This window comes from Ilyobacter polytropus DSM 2926 (assembly GCF_000165505.1).
GTDB classification, from domain to species: Bacteria; Fusobacteriota; Fusobacteriia; order Fusobacteriales; family Fusobacteriaceae; genus Ilyobacter; species Ilyobacter polytropus.
This window is the reverse complement of the sequence record NC_014632.1, coordinates 1,492,563-1,508,005: the sequence shown is the minus strand read 5'-3', so window position 1 is coordinate 1,508,005 and position 15,443 is coordinate 1,492,563. Positions and strand designations below refer to the sequence as shown.

Annotated in this window: 16 protein-coding genes; all 16 read left to right on the top strand. The window is 34.7% G+C overall.

The window, feature by feature from the left end; translation table 11 throughout:
- The first annotated feature begins 66 nt into the window (after positions 1 to 66).
- The 16 genes from obgE (at position 67) to ffh (ending at position 15,387) form a co-directional block, all read left to right on the top strand.
- Positions 67 to 1,353 (top strand): GTPase ObgE, encoded by a 1,287-nt coding sequence (gene obgE, locus ILYOP_RS06990; protein WP_013387835.1) that lies wholly within the window; start codon positions 67 to 69, stop codon positions 1,351 to 1,353.
- A 119-nt stretch (positions 1,354 to 1,472) separates the two neighbouring features.
- Positions 1,473 to 2,375: a tRNA (adenosine(37)-N6)-dimethylallyltransferase MiaA gene (gene miaA, locus ILYOP_RS06985; protein ID WP_013387834.1), complete on the top strand. Its 903-nt coding sequence runs from the start codon at positions 1,473 to 1,475 to the stop codon at positions 2,373 to 2,375.
- Positions 2,376 to 2,451: 76 nt separating this feature from the next.
- Positions 2,452 to 2,973 carry a hypothetical protein gene (locus ILYOP_RS06980; RefSeq protein ID WP_013387833.1) on the top strand — a complete coding sequence of 174 codons (522 nt, stop codon included), beginning with the start codon at positions 2,452 to 2,454 and terminating at the stop codon, positions 2,971 to 2,973.
- Positions 2,974 to 2,978: 5 nt separating this feature from the next.
- The gene (locus ILYOP_RS06975; RefSeq protein WP_013387832.1) at positions 2,979 to 3,374 is read left to right on the top strand and encodes an ATP-binding protein; all 396 of its coding nucleotides are present in this window, start codon (positions 2,979 to 2,981) and stop codon (positions 3,372 to 3,374) included.
- Entirely contained in the window at positions 3,374 to 3,718 is a 345-nt protein-coding gene (locus ILYOP_RS06970) for an STAS domain-containing protein (RefSeq protein ID WP_013387831.1), read from the top strand. The genes ILYOP_RS06975 and ILYOP_RS06970 overlap by 1 nt, the downstream gene beginning before the upstream one ends.
- Positions 3,719 to 3,747: 29 nt before the next feature.
- Entirely contained in the window at positions 3,748 to 5,313 is a 1,566-nt protein-coding gene (rny, locus tag ILYOP_RS06965) for a ribonuclease Y (protein ID WP_013387830.1), read from the top strand.
- A 595-nt stretch (positions 5,314 to 5,908) separates the two neighbouring features.
- The gene (locus tag ILYOP_RS06960) at positions 5,909 to 6,700 is read left to right on the top strand and encodes a TIGR00282 family metallophosphoesterase (RefSeq protein WP_013387829.1); all 792 of its coding nucleotides are present in this window, start codon (positions 5,909 to 5,911) and stop codon (positions 6,698 to 6,700) included.
- 16 nt (positions 6,701 to 6,716) lie between these two features.
- Positions 6,717 to 7,472: a 5'/3'-nucleotidase SurE gene (surE, locus tag ILYOP_RS06955; protein WP_013387828.1), complete on the top strand. Its 756-nt coding sequence runs from the start codon at positions 6,717 to 6,719 to the stop codon at positions 7,470 to 7,472.
- A 9-nt stretch (positions 7,473 to 7,481) separates the two neighbouring features.
- Entirely contained in the window at positions 7,482 to 8,411 is a 930-nt protein-coding gene (prmA, locus tag ILYOP_RS06950) for a 50S ribosomal protein L11 methyltransferase (RefSeq protein WP_013387827.1), read from the top strand.
- Positions 8,412 to 8,440: 29 nt separating this feature from the next.
- Positions 8,441 to 9,097 (top strand): (d)CMP kinase, encoded by a 657-nt coding sequence (cmk, locus tag ILYOP_RS06945; protein WP_013387826.1) that lies wholly within the window; start codon positions 8,441 to 8,443, stop codon positions 9,095 to 9,097.
- An 11-nt stretch (positions 9,098 to 9,108) separates the two neighbouring features.
- Positions 9,109 to 10,155 carry a divergent polysaccharide deacetylase family protein gene (locus tag ILYOP_RS06940; protein ID WP_013387825.1) on the top strand — a complete coding sequence of 349 codons (1,047 nt, stop codon included), beginning with the start codon at positions 9,109 to 9,111 and terminating at the stop codon, positions 10,153 to 10,155.
- A 74-nt stretch (positions 10,156 to 10,229) separates the two neighbouring features.
- Positions 10,230 to 11,459 (top strand): 3-deoxy-D-manno-octulosonic acid transferase, encoded by a 1,230-nt coding sequence (locus tag ILYOP_RS16035; protein ID WP_013387824.1) that lies wholly within the window; start codon positions 10,230 to 10,232, stop codon positions 11,457 to 11,459.
- A gap of 96 nt (positions 11,460 to 11,555) precedes the next feature.
- Positions 11,556 to 12,254, top strand: a complete 699-nt coding sequence (gene trmB / locus ILYOP_RS16030) for a tRNA (guanosine(46)-N7)-methyltransferase TrmB (RefSeq protein ID WP_013387823.1) — start codon at positions 11,556 to 11,558, stop codon at positions 12,252 to 12,254.
- A gap of 62 nt (positions 12,255 to 12,316) precedes the next feature.
- The gene (locus ILYOP_RS06925; RefSeq protein WP_013387822.1) at positions 12,317 to 13,597 is read left to right on the top strand and encodes an adenylosuccinate synthase; all 1,281 of its coding nucleotides are present in this window, start codon (positions 12,317 to 12,319) and stop codon (positions 13,595 to 13,597) included.
- Positions 13,598 to 13,717: 120 nt separating this feature from the next.
- The gene (gene ylxM / locus ILYOP_RS06920) at positions 13,718 to 14,032 is read left to right on the top strand and encodes a YlxM family DNA-binding protein (RefSeq protein ID WP_013387821.1); all 315 of its coding nucleotides are present in this window, start codon (positions 13,718 to 13,720) and stop codon (positions 14,030 to 14,032) included.
- Between the two features lie 11 nt (positions 14,033 to 14,043).
- On the top strand, positions 14,044 to 15,387 hold the full coding sequence (ffh, locus tag ILYOP_RS06915) for a signal recognition particle protein (RefSeq protein WP_013387820.1): 1,344 nt from the start codon (positions 14,044 to 14,046) through the stop codon (positions 15,385 to 15,387).
- Positions 15,388 to 15,443: the final 56 nt, after the last annotated feature.

The following is a 15,443-nucleotide window of genomic DNA, read 5'->3' as shown; positions in this document are numbered from 1 at the left end:
AAATAGATATTATAGTATAATATTTAGGTTGCCTAGGAAAAAATCCCATTAAAGGAGGGAATTAATTTGTTTATAGATGAAGTTGTAATCACAATAAAAGCCGGAGACGGTGGAGACGGAGCCGCTACTTTCAGGAGAGAAAAATCTGTGCAGTTTGGTGGTCCAGACGGCGGAGATGGTGGAAACGGTGGAAACATAGTATTTGTAGCAGACAATAACATAAATACACTGGTTGATTTTAAATATAAGAGAATATTTAAGGCTGAAAACGGAGAAAATGGTGCCAAAAAAAGGATGTATGGTAAAACAGGTACCGATTTACTTATAAGAGTTCCAATAGGAACCCAGGTGAGGGATCAGGAAACTGGGAAGCTTCTTTTAGACTTAAATAATAACGGGGAAGAAAGAGTTCTTATAAAGGGCGGAAAAGGTGGACAGGGAAATGTACACTTTAAAAATGCCATAAGAAAAGCTCCGACAATGGCGGGAAAAGGTAGAGAGGGAGCAGAGCTAGAAGTTAAGCTAGAGCTCAAGCTACTTGCTGATGTAGCCCTTGTTGGTTATCCTTCTGTTGGAAAATCAAGCTTTATAAATAGAGTATCGTCTGCAAAATCAAAAGTGGCTAGTTATCACTTTACGACACTTTCTCCTAAGCTTGGAGTGGTAAGGCTAGAGGAAGGGAAATCATTCCTTATGGCGGACATTCCGGGACTTATAGAGGGTGCTCATGAAGGAGTTGGATTAGGAGACAAATTCTTAAGACATATTGAAAGATGTAAGATGATATATCATATAGTTGATGCTGCGGGACTAGAGGGCAGAACTCCTATAGAGGATTTTAAAAAAATAAATGAGGAACTTCAGAAATTCAGTCCCAAGTTAGCGGCGAAAAAACAAATAGTTATTGCCAATAAGATGGACCTTCTCTGGGATACAGAACAGTACGAAGAATTTAAAAAATTCATAGAAGATGAAGGGATAGAATTTTATCCTGTATCAGTTATAATGAATGATGGTCTAAAAGAGGTAACATACAGAACTTGGGAAATTCTCCAGTCAATAGAAAGGGAACCTCTCGAAGATGAGATAGATATAGATGAGGTATTGAAAGCAATAAGAGGAAATAAAGAAGACTATGTTATTACTCAGGATGAAGAAGGAGTATACGTAGTAGACGGAAGAATAGTCGAAGACGTACTGAATAAATATGTAATAACAATGGAAGAAGATTCTATAATTAACTTCCTTCACATGATGAAAAACCTTGGAATGGAAGAAGCACTCCGAGATGCAGGAGTAGAGCACGGAGACACAGTTAGAATAGCAGATGTAGAATTTGACTTTGTAGATTAAGAGCAATTAAAAGAGGCAGCTTAAGCTGCCTCTTTTAATTGCTCTCATAAACAACATGAAAGTTATTTTGAAAAAAAACTTTCATATGATAAACTAAAAAAAAGCATAAGGAGGAGAAAGTGAAGGGACTTGTTATAGCCGGTCCTACAGCAGTAGGTAAAACGGCTCTTTCTATAAAATTGGCTAAGGCCATGAAAGCAGATATAATATCGGCCGATTCGGCGCAGATATACAAAGAATTAGATATAGGAACTGCAAAAGTAACTCAAGAAGAGATGCAGGGTGTAAAACATTATATGATTGACAATGAGCTTCCTATAAAAAAATATAGTGTAGGAGAGTACCAGAGAGAAGTAAATAATATCTTGTCAAAAAAGGAAAAAGAAAAAAAAGATGTAATAATAACAGGTGGGACAGGATTATATATTGGTTCTGTCACAGAGGGACTGTCTGAACTCCCTGCCTCTGATCCAGAGCTTAGAGATGTACTCATGAAGAAAGAAAGTGAAGAACTCTACAATGAACTGGTGAAACTAGACCCTGAGGCAGCTGAAACTATACATCCAAATAACAAAAGAAGAGTAGAGAGAGCTCTAGAGGTATGTCTTCTTACTGGAGAGAAATTTTCTGTGGTTTCTAAAAGGAATATAAAAGGTAATAATTATAAATTTCTAAAAGTTGCCCTTGAAAGAAATAGAGAAAACCTTTATGAAAGAATCAATATGAGAGTAGATATAATGATGGATGCAGGGCTTTATGAAGAAGTTGAAAAAGTTTATAAAAAGTATGGTGAAAATCTTGAAAAGATAAATATAATAGGTTATTCAGAAATTATACGACATCTTAAGGGTGAATGTACCCTGTTAGAAGCTGTTGAACTTATAAAAAGAAATTCTAGAAGATATGCCAAGAGACAATTCACCTGGTTTAAAAATGATACCTCTTATATATGGTATAATTTAGACAAAATAAGTGAGGAAGAAATAGCCGCAGACGTACTTCAAAGGCTCAAAAACCTTTGAAAATGTTAGAAATATTAACTTGATAATTTCATCCCCATATGCTATCATTATAATGTTAATCTCATAGGAGAATGATATGTTAAAAAGAATTTTAATAATTATATTTGTGTTAAATCTTGGTACGGCTTGCTCTAGAGTATCAAAAAAAGAGGAAATAGAGCTTGAAAAATCAAAGTTTTACAATTCTTACAACAGATGGGAATTAGATGACCTTGCTAACGAGCTAGAAGAGCACAAAAGGGTATATGGATACACACCTGAAGTTATTAAATTTAGATTTTTGCTGAATGAGAGAACAGAAGCAAAAGAAAAGTTAGAAGAATTAATAAAAAAAGTAAAAAGAGAACTTGTTGATAACGAACTTACAACCCTTAAAAAGCACATGAGTAAAAATTTGAGGAATACAGCCACTTTGGATAAACTTGCAGATGTAGATTTTACAAAATACAGGGTGTTTGTCTCTAATACAAGTTTCGGAGATAGAGAAGCGAAAAACATAGTAGCCCTCAATACAGGAGAAGAAACTTTTTATTTTAATGTGGAATTTAAATATGAAAATCATGTGTGGGAAGTAGTTGAATTTCAAGAAAGAAGGTGAAGGTTTTGGAGATAAATGATGTAAAATTCGTATTGCCTTCTTCCTTGCATAATCTGACTCTGATCAGGGCCCTTGCAAAGACCTATTTTGAAAGCCAAAATATAGAAAAAGGCGATGTAATGAAACTACTTTCAGTTATAGATGAACTTGCAACCAATGTAGTTGAACATGGATATAGATATGAAACTGGTGAAATGACAATTTTCTTAAAAAAAATAGGTAATACGGTATATTTAAGTATTGAAGACAACGGTCATGGTTATGATGAGAAAAAAAGCAGCAAAGAAGAAGGTGGAATGGGTTTATTTATCGTCAAAGGAATGGTTGACGAGTTTAATGTAGAGAAAAAAGAAACAGGAACAAAATTTAATGTATCAAAAGAAGTTAAGGAGGCCAAGTAATGGTAACGAATTTTGAAATAGTAGAGAAGAATTTAAATGATGTAAGGGTAATAAAGGTAGTTGGAGAATTAGACGCCCTTGTAGCTCCTAAGTTGAAAGAAAGAATAGCTAAATTAATAGAATCAGATGCTATAAACTTTATCATTGATTTTGAAGAGCTTGTTCACATTAACAGTTTAGCCATGGGAATTTTAAGAGGTAAATTAAGAACAGTAAAAGAAATAGGTGGAGATATCAAACTTATAAAATTAAATGATCACATCAAGACAATTTTTGAAATGGTAGGATTAGATGAAGTATTTGAAATTTACGAAACAGAAGAGGAGGCATTAGCCAACTTTTAACAAAAAAAAAGAAGAAAGGAAGTATTATAATGAATACGTCAATCGTTGTAGCATCAGCAGTAATCGGACTGAGCATACTTTTAACAGTGGCTTATAAAAAATCCGTTATAGATAAAAAAATAGATGAGTTGAACAATTTAGAAGATGAGATAGTAAAGGCTAAATTAAAGGCTAAAGAGATAGTAGAAGGGTCTGAAAAAGAAGCTTTGGCAAAATCTAAAGAGATTGAACTTAAGGCCAAAGAAAAGGTATACCATCTAAAAGAAGAAGCTGAAAAAGAGATCAAAACAGCCAAGTCCGACATATATCAGAAAGAAACAAGACTTGCCAAAAAAGAGGAGACTCTAGATAGAAAAATAGATAGATTAGAAGTGAAATCTCAGGAACTTACAGAATTCGAGCAAAAAATTCAAAATAAAAATAGTGAGATTGAAGAACTAAGATCTAAGCAGGAAATGGAATTAGAGAGAATATCAGGATTTTCTAAAGATGAAGCAAAGGATCTACTTATAACAAAACTGACAAATGAGCTGACTCATGAGACAGCTATGAAAATAAAAGAGTTTGAAAACAAACTTTCTGAGGAAAAAGAAAGAGTATCTAAAAGAATACTATCCACAGCAATAGGAAAGGCTTCTGCAGATTATGTAGTAGATGCTACTGTATCAGTGGTAAATCTTCCTAATGATGAAATGAAGGGAAGAATTATAGGTAGAGAAGGTAGAAATATAAGAGCTATAGAGGCTCTGACTGGTGTAGATGTAATAATCGATGATACTCCAGAGGCAGTTGTACTTTCTAGTTTTGACGGAGTAAAAAGAGAAATCGCAAGAAACACTATAGAAAAACTAGTAACAGACGGAAGAATACATCCTGCTAAAATTGAGGAAGCTGTAAATAAAGCTAAAAAAGAAGTAAATAAAGAGATAGTTGAAGCGGGAGAGCATGCTTTACTCGAGCTTGGAATACCTGGAATGCATCAGGAAATAATAAAAACTTTAGGTAAATTAAAGTTTAGAACTAGTTATGGACAAAACGTTCTGACTCACTCTATAGAAGTTGCAAGACTTGCAGGGAACTTGGCTGCTGAGCTCGGTGCAAATACCGAATTGGCCAAGAGAGCAGGACTTCTTCATGATGTAGGAAAAGTTTTAGAACATGATATAGAGGCTTCACATGCCCTTATAGGTGGAGAATTCCTGAAAAAGTTTGGAGAAAAACCACTTGTATTGAATGCGGTAATGGCTCACCACAATGAAGTTGAATTTGAGAGTGTAGAGGCTATCTTAATACAGGCAGCTGACGCTATCTCAGCTTCTAGACCGGGAGCAAGAAGAGAAACTCTTTCAACTTATCTGAAAAGATTAGAAGGTCTTGAAGAGATCGCAAACTCTTTTGACGGAGTAGAATCTTCATTTGCGATACAGGCAGGTAGAGAGGTCAGAATCATAATCAATCCTGAATCTATAAAGGACGATCAGGCTATAAAAATGTCGAGAGATGTAGCTAAAAAAGTTGAAGAAACTATGCAGTATCCAGGACAGATAAAAGTAACTGTAATAAGAGAAACAAGAGCAGTAGACTACGCAAAATAATCAGACGGCAAAAGCCGTCTTTTTTTTTAGAGTTTATTATGTAGCTGAGTAAATTACTGAATTTACAAGAATATTAGAGTCAAAGGATTTTGTCACGAATGAAAACCGATAAAAGGCAAAAAAATTAACACGAATAAGGATAAAACCTTTTGGCCACAGAGAACACAGAGAAAAAGAGAGAGTTTCACAGAGTTAAGACGAAAAACTAGATACGATTTCTTTTGCGAGAGGTTTTCGATCTTTTTTCTTTTGCCATTGACAAAATCAGCGTTAAGAATAACCGCAGTGAAATCCTTAGAAAAAATCGACTGTCTGAGCGTAGCAAGTTTCGAGTTTTTCTTGGATTTTCAAGGTTATTTAGCTGATTTTTCACAGGCTTGAACTTTTGGTTACTTTTCTTTCAAGAGAAAAGTAACAAATCCCGATAAATTCAATAATTTAATAGATGATTAAAAGTTTTTTTATGCAGCTATATTCTATTTGATTATATATAAACTTATGGCAAGTCCTGCAAGAGTTGTAATAACTTGGAAAATTTAATTGAAAATGATATAATAATTTGGTTAGATACCAAAGGATAGAAAGAAGGAAAAAGATGAGAATATTAATAGCTGGAGACGTTGTAGGTAAACCTGGAAGAAGTATTTTAAAAGAATATTTAGATAAGAAAAAAAATGAGTATGATTTTATTATTATTAATGGTGAAAATTCAGCTGGAGGATTTGGAATAACTGGAAAACTTGCAGATGAATTTTTTAACTGGGGAATAGATGTCATAACAGGTGGAAATCATATATGGGATAAAAGAGAGATGTATGAATATCTGGCCAATAACGATAATATACTGAGACCTCTAAATTATCCCATGGGGGTGCCGGGAAGCGGTTATGTGATAAAGAAGACCAAGAATGGCGATAAAATAGCAGTTGTGTCTCTTCAGGGAAGAGTATTTATGCCCCCTATAGACTGTCCATTTGCTAAGATGGAAGAACTTTTCTGGGAATTTGGAGAAGACGTGAAATGCATTATCGTAGATTTTCATGCTGAGGCCTCCTCTGAAAAAGTTGCCATGGGATGGTTTCTAGATGGGAGGGCATCTCTTGTATTTGGGACTCATACCCATGTCCAGACCTCAGACAGCAAGATACTTCCTAAGGGTACTGGATATATAACAGATGTTGGAATGACAGGATCGCAAAATGGAGTAATAGGAATGAAAGTGGAGTCTATAATTCCTAAATTCCTCACATCTTTACCTCAAAAATTTGAGGTGGCAGAGGGGAACGAGAGATTAAACGGACTTGATATAGAAATCGACTCAAAATCAGGTGTGTGTAAAAAAATAGAAAGGCTGGATTTGTCAAAAGATGATATAGCAGCTTTTTAAAGAGGAGTAAAATAATATGAAAATATTAATTTCAAATGACGATGGAATTTATGCTGAAGGAATAAGGGTTTTGACAAAGGCTCTAAAGGAAGAGGGACATGAAGTTTATGTGGTGGCACCTATAGAGGAGCAGAGTGGAACTGGTCACGGAGTTACTCTTCATATGCCCCTAAGATATTCAGAGGCAGAAAGAGACGGGGAATTCTTTGGATACTGGGTCAGCGGGAAACCTGCAGACTGTGTAAAGGTGGCATGTGGCCATCTATATAAAGATATAGAATTTGATTATGTGATTGCAGGTATAAATAGAGGTGCAAATCTAGGAACAGATGTATTTTATTCTGGAACCTTTGCTGCAGCATCAGAGGGCGTTTTTTATAATAGGAAAGCTATAGCGATATCTCTGTGTGATCCTGATAATAGTCCTTATTTTGAAAGTGCTGCAGAATTTCTGACAGAATATCTTGATAAGATTCAAGAGGTAGAATTTCCAGCAGGGACACTTCTAAACATAAACGTTCCAAATCTTCCTATTGAAGAGATAAAAGGGTATCAATATACCTCTTTTAGTAACAGAAAATTTGAAGATAACTTAGTTGAAAGAATAGATACCCAGGGTAAGAATTATTACTGGCTTGGAGGAAAACCAGGTGAAGGAAACAATGAACCGGATACAGACTCGGTGGTTGTAAAAAATGGATATATATCCATAACACCTGCGAGAATGGATCTTTACTTCAAGGAGTTTTCCGAGACAATAAAGAATTATTAAGGAGATAATATGAAACTTATAGAGGCTAAAATTATTTTTGATGCCGACGATATAAAAAAAACCCAGGAAGAAATAGAGAGTGTTTTCTATGAATTCGGTGCTCAAGGACTTAAGATCGAAGAACCACTTGAGAATAAAAATCCTCTGGATTACTATAGAGATGAAAGACAGTTTCTTATGAGGGATTATTCAATATCTTCATATTTTCCCATGAATTTTTATGCAGATAGAAAAAAAGAGATGTACAGAAAAGCCTTTGAAGAAAAATTTCAGGATAGGGATGATGTGGTCTATTCACTTGATTTTTATGAGCTTGAAGAGGAAGATTATCAGAATGCTTGGAAGAAATACCTTTATCCAGAAAAAGTGAGCAGAAGATTTGTGGTTAAACCCACTTGGAGAGAATATGAAGCAGAAAAGGATGAGGTTGTAATAGAACTAGACCCTGGGAGAGCCTTTGGTACAGGATCCCATCCGACTACATCACTTTGCCTTAAGCTAATGGAGGACTATGTAAAAGGTGGAGAAAGTGTAATCGATGTAGGTACAGGATCAGGGATACTTATGGTGGCTGCAGACAGACTTGAAGCAGATGAGATATGGGGTGTTGACATAGATGAGCTGGCTGTAGAATCAACAAAAGAGAACCTGGAATTAAACAGAGTTTCAACTGAAAAAAGCAAAGTTTTCAAGGGAAATCTTCTAGAGATAGTAAAAGAAAAGAAATTCGACGTGGTAGTTGCTAATATACTTGCAGATGTAATATTGATGCTTCTTGATGACATGGCAAGGGTAATAAAAAAAGACGGTTTGATTATTCTTTCTGGAATAATAGAGGACAAGGTCACTGAAGTGGAAGAAAAGATAAAGTCAGCAGGCTTTGAAATATTGGAAGTAAAAAAAGATAAAGAATGGCGGGCTATAGCGGCTAGAGCCTAAAGTACAGCTAAAATAGGAGTGTTTTTAAAATGAGTAATTTCATCGTGGCAGTAGACGGACCGGCAGGAAGTGGTAAAAGTACAATTTCAAAGCTGGTAGCAGAAAAATATAAACTGACTTATCTAGATACAGGAGCTATGTACAGAATGGTAGCTTTTTACAGTTTAGAAAAAGGCGTTGATCTTGATAATACTGCAGAAGTGGAGCTTATGCTAAAAAATATTAATATAGATATAGATGGAGATAAATTTATTCTAAATGGGGTAGATGTTTCTCACGAAATAAGGACTCCAAGGGTAACCTCCATAGTATCGAAGACAGCTTCTATAAGGTCTATAAGAGAAAAACTCGTAGAATTGCAAAGAGAAATAGGCAGTGGGAAAAGGGTTATTCTTGACGGACGGGATATCGGAACAGTTGTTTTCCCAAATGCCCATCTCAAGGTGTTTCTGGTGGCTAGTCCTGAAGAGAGAGCCAAAAGAAGGCTTAAAGAATATAAAGAAAAGGGTATAAAATCAGATTATAATTCTGTATTAGAATCTATAAAAGAAAGGGATCACATCGATTCCACCAGAAAAGAAAGTCCCCTTAAAAAAGCAGAAGATGCCATTGAGGTAGATACAAGCTTCCTCAGCATAAAAGAGGTTTCGGATAAAATATCGGCTCTTGTAAGAGAAAGGATCTAAAGGAGAAAATAATGTACAGAAAAAAGTTTTTTTTCATAGGTGCAATATTATTGGTTTTGATTTTAAGCCTTGTTTTTAAAACTGTAAGAAAAAATAACTATACGAAAGTTATGGAGAAAAATACAGCAAAAGAACTAAAAAATCTAGAAAATACTCTGAAAATACTTGGTGCAAAACCCGGAGTTGAGATAGTAAAAACCGGTGATGTATATAAGGTTGATTTAGAGAAAGGGACAGAAGTCGGATTAATAGAAACAGAAGCCTTGAGAGCTGAAAGCAGTATAGAAGGCAACAAAGAAAAGATACTGTACAGAGATTTTCATGGTGAAAAAAAATTGGTTATAGAGCTTTATTATCATGCCCCTATACCCATAATTCCTCCTGAAAAAGTTTATAGTGGAAAACTTTCGATATTGATAGATGATGTGGGGATGAATACTCAGACTGCAGATATTTTTGGAAAAATAAAAAAGCCAGTGTCCTTTGCAACGATACCTTTTCTACCTAGAAGTTCTGAAGCTACTGAAAAACTTAAAGAATATGGTTTCCAAGTAATACTTCATATGCCCATGGCGGGGTCTAATGATTCTCTGAACTCTAGGACAGAAGGTATACTTATGCCGGATATGACAAGAGAAGAGATCTATAAAAGGTTTGATAAAGCCATCGGTGATGTAGGAGATATGAATGGTTTTAACAATCATATGGGGTCTAGATTTACAGAAAATGCTTTTCTGATGAAAACCCTTCTTAGATATGCAAAAAATAAGGAAATGTTTTACATCGATAGTAAAACTACTTCCAAAACCAAAGGATACTCAACGGCCAAGGAACTAGGGATTCCTACATATTACTGTTCCAGATTTTTGGACAACAGCAAAAAGATAGAAGATATAAAAAAAGAGATAAAAGCCGCAGTGAAAATGGCAAAAGATAACGGGAAAATTCTGGTAATAGGTCATTATCACAAAAATATGGCCGTGGCACTGAAATCTATGGTAGATTATATAGAAAATGAAAATGTCGAGCTTGTATATATTAAAGAAGTTTTAGAATAGAATTTTATATACCCATTGATATGGGTATATTTTTTTGGATAGAAATAAAAATAAAATGAAAAAAGGAGAGGCAGATGTTTTATAACCTTTCAAGGATAATTATTTATATACCTATTTTTATTATGGCATTTTTTAAAAAGAAACTAAGAGGTTTCCTTAAAAAAAGACTTTTTCAAAAGATCGACCTTAAAAATCCGGGGAAAGATTATGTGTGGATTCACTGTGCTTCTGTGGGAGAAGTGAATCTTTCAGAGAGTCTTGTGAGAGAGTTTCTTGAAAATACTGACTTCAAAATTTTGATAACCATGATTACAGATACTGGAAGAGCCACTGCAGAGGCAAAATACAAGAATGATAAAAATATAGACCTTCTTTATTTTCCTATAGATGATTTTTTTAAGATAAGGGAGATTTTGGCTAAGATAAATCTAAAAGCTCTAGTAATTATAGAGACTGAAATATGGCCCAATCTCATAAGGATGAGTTCTAAAAAATCCAAGGTGGTTTTTGCAAACGGTAGAATATCTGATAAATCCTTTAAATCTTATAAAAAAATATCCTTTTATCTGAAAAAGCTATTTTTAAATGTGGACTTTTTTCTCATGCAGACAGAGGAGGACAAAAATAGAATAATTGATATAGGGGCTCTAGCTGAAAAAGTAGAGAACTTTGGGAATCTGAAGTTTGACGTCAAGCTCAATGATTTTACGGAAGAACAGCTTTATCAAATAAGAAAAGAACTGGGACTTGAAAACAGGAAAATATTTGTGGCAGGAAGTACAAGAAACGATGAAGAGGAGTTTATACTAGATGCTTATGATAAACTAAAGGACTATTTTTTGATCCTGGTTCCCCGTCACATAGAAAGAACAACAGATATAGAGGGAAGATTACTAAAAAAAAAATATAGATATGAAAAATGGAGTACCATGGAAGAAGGTGTAAAAAAAGATACCCAGGTGCTTTTAGTAGATGAAATGGGAGTTTTGAGAAAACTCTATGCCCTGTGTGATGTGGCCTTTGTGGGAGGAACTCTTGTGAATATAGGCGGCCACAGTTTGATAGAGCCTCTTTACTACAGAAAGCCACCTATTTTTGGTAAATATCTGCAAAATGTAAAGGAAATTTCCAAAGAGATAATCCATAGAAAAATAGGATATAAGGTGGAAAATACCCAGGAGTTTGTTGCTGCAGTACAGATGGTAGAGAAAAAACAGGTGAATTTAGATGATATTGACAGGTTTTTTCTTGAGAATACAGATGTAGCAAGCAAGACATTCAAAAGAATTATTGACATAATTTAAATATTTTTATACAATTACTTGGTGTTTTGTTTTTTGTACGAAAACACTGTTAAAGATCACTTAACAACAAAAGAATCCTTTTACACGGAGGGAAGTATGTCTAATACAGAAGTGGGAGATATCTGGAAGCATTTCTTTGATCGTCCCAGAAGAAATTATAACCCCTATATGGTGAAACTCAATGACTATCCTAAGTATATAATGTATGATAAAGAGATCATGGATTCCTATAAAGGGAAATGGAATGAATACTTTGGGAACAAAAATCCCATTTATCTAGAAATAGGATCAGGGAGCGGAAATTTTGCCAATTCCATGTGTGAAAAGCACCCTGAAAGAAATCATATGGCTCTTGAAATAAGATTCAAAAGGCTGGTTATGTCAGCTAAGAAATCTGAAGCCCTCAAACTTGAAAATATACTCTTCATTAAAAGAAGAGGTGAAGAAATAGTTAACTTCATAGGGGAAGAGGAGATAGAGGGAATGTATATCAATTTTCCAGACCCATGGGATGGAAAAGAGAAGAACAGAATTCTACAGCCTAGCCTTTTTAAACTTTTAGATGTGATTTTGAAAAAAGAGGGAACCCTTTTCTTTAAAACAGATCATGACGGATACTATTCTGATGTACTTAAATTTATGGAAAAAATGGATGGCTACAAGGTGGTTTATCATACGTCTGATCTCCATAACAGTCCATTGATAGAAGAGAATATTCAGACGGAATTTGAAAGTCTGTTTATATACAAGCACAATAAAAATATTAATTATATAGAGATCAAAAAAACAAAATAGGTATTAACAATATTTGGTTGTTTAAATATATCTAATCCAAGTCAGAAAGAGGTGTATATTCAATGGCAGGTTACGTAGTAGTTGGAACTCAGTGGGGAGATGAAGGTAAAGGTAAGATTATAGACGTATTAGCTCATAAAGCTGATTATGTTGTAAGGTTTCAAGGGGGAAACAATGCTGGTCATACAGTAGTTGTAAACGGTGAGAAATTTGTACTTCATCTTCTTCCTTCAGGAATGCTTCACGGAAACGGTAAATGTATAATAGGTCCGGGAGTTGTAGTGGACATCAAAGTTCTTCTAGGTGAATTGGAAGTTCTTGAAAAAAGAGGAGCAAAAGTAGATCATCTTTATGTAAGTGACAGGGCGCATATAATTACTCCTTATCACGTAAGACTAGATGAACTCAGAGAAGAAGCTAGAGGGGATCAAAAGATAGGAACTACAAAGAGAGGAATAGGACCTTGTTATGCTGATAAAATAACTAGATGCGGTCTTAGAATGGTAGATCTTCTTGATATGGAATCTTTTGAAGGTAAACTAAGAACTAATCTAGAAGAGAAAAATGAAGTATTTGAAAAAATCTATGGTGTAGAAAAAATGGATTTTGATCAAATGCTTGCTGAATTTAAAGAATACTCTAAGAAAATAGCTCACAGAATAATAGATTCTGTACCTGAGGTAAATGAAGCTTTAGACCAGGATAAATTTGTCCTTTTTGAAGGAGCTCAGGCAATGATGCTCGATATCAACTACGGAACTTATCCATATGTTACATCGTCTTCTCCTACAACTGCAGGAGTAACTACAGGAGTAGGGATAGCACCTAAGAAAATCGACAAGGCTATAGGGGTAATGAAGGCTTACACCACAAGAGTTGGAGAGGGCCCATTTGTAACTGAACTTGAAGAAGAAATAGGTGAAAGACTTAGGGAAGTAGGAAGAGAATACGGTGCTACTACAGGAAGACCAAGAAGATGTGGATGGGTTGACCTTGTAGTAGGTAAATTTGCTGTAGATATCAACGGTCTGACAGATGTTGTTATCACAAAGATAGATGTACTAAGTGGACTTGAAAAAATAAATATCTGTGTAGGATATGAAATAGACGGAGAAGTCTACACTACAGTACCATCTTCTATCGAGAGATTGGCGAAAGCTAAAGCTGTATATGAAGAACTCCCAGGATGGGAAGAGGATATAACAGGAATGAGAGAGTACGATGAGCTTCCTGAAAACTGTAAAAATTATCTTAAAAGAGTTGAAGAAATTATCGGATGTCAGATCTCAATGGTTTCAGTTGGACCAGACAGAACACAAAATATTTTTTTAAGAGAGATATAAAAAAAGATGGCAAGGGGAGACCCTTGTCATTTGTATAAAATTGTATAAAAAAAATGGCATTTTGTAAAGAAAAAAGCCTTGACACTAAGAGGCTAATCATATATAATATGGGAGTAAACTATGGAGTTGAGTGATTTTTTAGAAGTTTCACTGCTGATGGATTACTATAAAAATCTTCTCAGTGATAAGCAAAAAGAATATATGATTGAACATTTTGAGCAAGATCTTTCCTTATCTGAAATTGCAAAAGAGCATGATGTAAGTAGACAGGCTGTTTACGACAATATTAGAAGAGGAATAAAAATACTGAAAGATTACGAAAAAAAGATAGGTTTTTATAAAAGAGAACAAGAAATAAAGAAAAATCTTCTGAAACTGAGAGAAGAATTTACTCCTGAAAAATTAGAAGAAATAATTGAAAGTATTGACTTATAAGAGGTGACCTGATGTTAGATAATTTAGGTACAAGATTCCAAGAAATATTTAAAAAAGTCAAGGGGCATGGAAAGCTAAGTGAAGACAATATAAAATCAGCCTTAAAAGAGGTAAGATTATCCCTTTTAGAAGCAGATGTAAACTATAAAGTCGTTAAAGAATTTGTAAATAAAATAAAAGAAAAAGCTGTAGGGGAAGAGGTAATAACCGGGATAAATCCAGGACAGCAGTTTGTAAAAATAGTAAATGATGAACTTGTAGAACTCCTAGGAGGAACAAATGCTAGACTTACAAAGTCGGCAAAAAATCCTACAGTCATAATGCTAGCAGGACTTCAAGGGGCAGGTAAGACCACCTTTGCTGCAAAACTTGCAAAATTTCTCAAGAAAAAAGGTGAGAGACCTTATTTGGTGGGAGCCGATGTATATAGACCGGCTGCAATGAAACAACTTCAGGTTTTGGGAGAGCAGATAGATGTCCCTGTACATATACAAGAAGGAAGCAAAGATGCCAGAGGGATATGTAGTGATGGATTAAATGTTGCTAAAGAAAATAATGCAACTTATGTTATTTTGGATACGGCAGGAAGACTTCATGTAGACGAATCACTAATGGAAGAATTAAAGGATATAAAAAAAGCTACCAGACCTCAAGAGATACTTTTGGTAGTGGATGCAATGATAGGTCAGGATGCAGTAAATCTGGCAGAGTCATTTAACAATTCTTTAAATATAGACGGTGTTGTACTGACTAAATTAGATGGAGACACAAGAGGTGGAGCAGCCCTTTCTATAAAAGCAGTTGTAGGTAAGCCTATTAAGTTTATAGGAATTGGTGAAAAGATAGATGACATAGAGTTATTCCATCCTGAAAGACTTGTATCAAGAATATTAGGAATGGGAGATGTAGTTTCTCTTGTTGAAAAAGCTCAGGAAGCTATCGATGAGGATGATGCTAAGTCTCTAGAAGAAAAAATTAAAAATCAGAGCTTCGATTTAGAAGACTTTTTGAAACAACTTCAAAATATAAAAAAACTAGGACCTTTAGGCGGTATATTAAAAATGCTTCCAGGTGCTGGTCAGCTAGGAGATCTTGCTCCAGCAGAAAAAGAGATGAAAAAAGTAGAGGCTGTGATACAGTCTATGACCAGAGAAGAGAGAAAGAAACCTGAAATCCTTAAAGCCAGCAGGAAAAAGAGAATAGCAAAAGGAAGTGGCGTAGAAGTTTCAGATGTAAATAAACTTTTAAAGCAGTTTGATCAGATGAAGCAGGTTATGAAGATGTTTAGTAACGGAAACTTTCCACAGATGCCTGGAATGATGGGCGGAAGAGGGAAAAAGAAGTTTCCTTTTTAAAAAAATAAATTGATGTCTAAAAAAATAAAAATTAGATAAGAAGGAGAAGTGAAGAA

Coding starts and splice junctions, on each gene's coding strand:
- ILYOP_RS06980 (WP_013387833.1), top strand. CDS start 2,452: ATGTTAAAAAGAATTTTAATAATTATATTTGTGTTAAATCTTGGTACG.
- ILYOP_RS06970 (WP_013387831.1), top strand. CDS start 3,374: ATGGTAACGAATTTTGAAATAGTAGAGAAGAATTTAAATGATGTAAGG.
- rny (WP_013387830.1), top strand. CDS start 3,748: ATGAATACGTCAATCGTTGTAGCATCAGCAGTAATCGGACTGAGCATA.
- ILYOP_RS06960 (WP_013387829.1), top strand. CDS start 5,909: ATGAGAATATTAATAGCTGGAGACGTTGTAGGTAAACCTGGAAGAAGT.
- surE (WP_013387828.1), top strand. CDS start 6,717: ATGAAAATATTAATTTCAAATGACGATGGAATTTATGCTGAAGGAATA.
- prmA (WP_013387827.1), top strand. CDS start 7,482: ATGAAACTTATAGAGGCTAAAATTATTTTTGATGCCGACGATATAAAA.
- cmk (WP_013387826.1), top strand. CDS start 8,441: ATGAGTAATTTCATCGTGGCAGTAGACGGACCGGCAGGAAGTGGTAAA.
- ILYOP_RS06940 (WP_013387825.1), top strand. CDS start 9,109: ATGTACAGAAAAAAGTTTTTTTTCATAGGTGCAATATTATTGGTTTTG.
- ILYOP_RS16035 (WP_013387824.1), top strand. CDS start 10,230: ATGTTTTATAACCTTTCAAGGATAATTATTTATATACCTATTTTTATT.
- trmB (WP_013387823.1), top strand. CDS start 11,556: ATGTCTAATACAGAAGTGGGAGATATCTGGAAGCATTTCTTTGATCGT.
- ILYOP_RS06925 (WP_013387822.1), top strand. CDS start 12,317: ATGGCAGGTTACGTAGTAGTTGGAACTCAGTGGGGAGATGAAGGTAAA.
- ylxM (WP_013387821.1), top strand. CDS start 13,718: ATGGAGTTGAGTGATTTTTTAGAAGTTTCACTGCTGATGGATTACTAT.
- ffh (WP_013387820.1), top strand. CDS start 14,044: ATGTTAGATAATTTAGGTACAAGATTCCAAGAAATATTTAAAAAAGTC.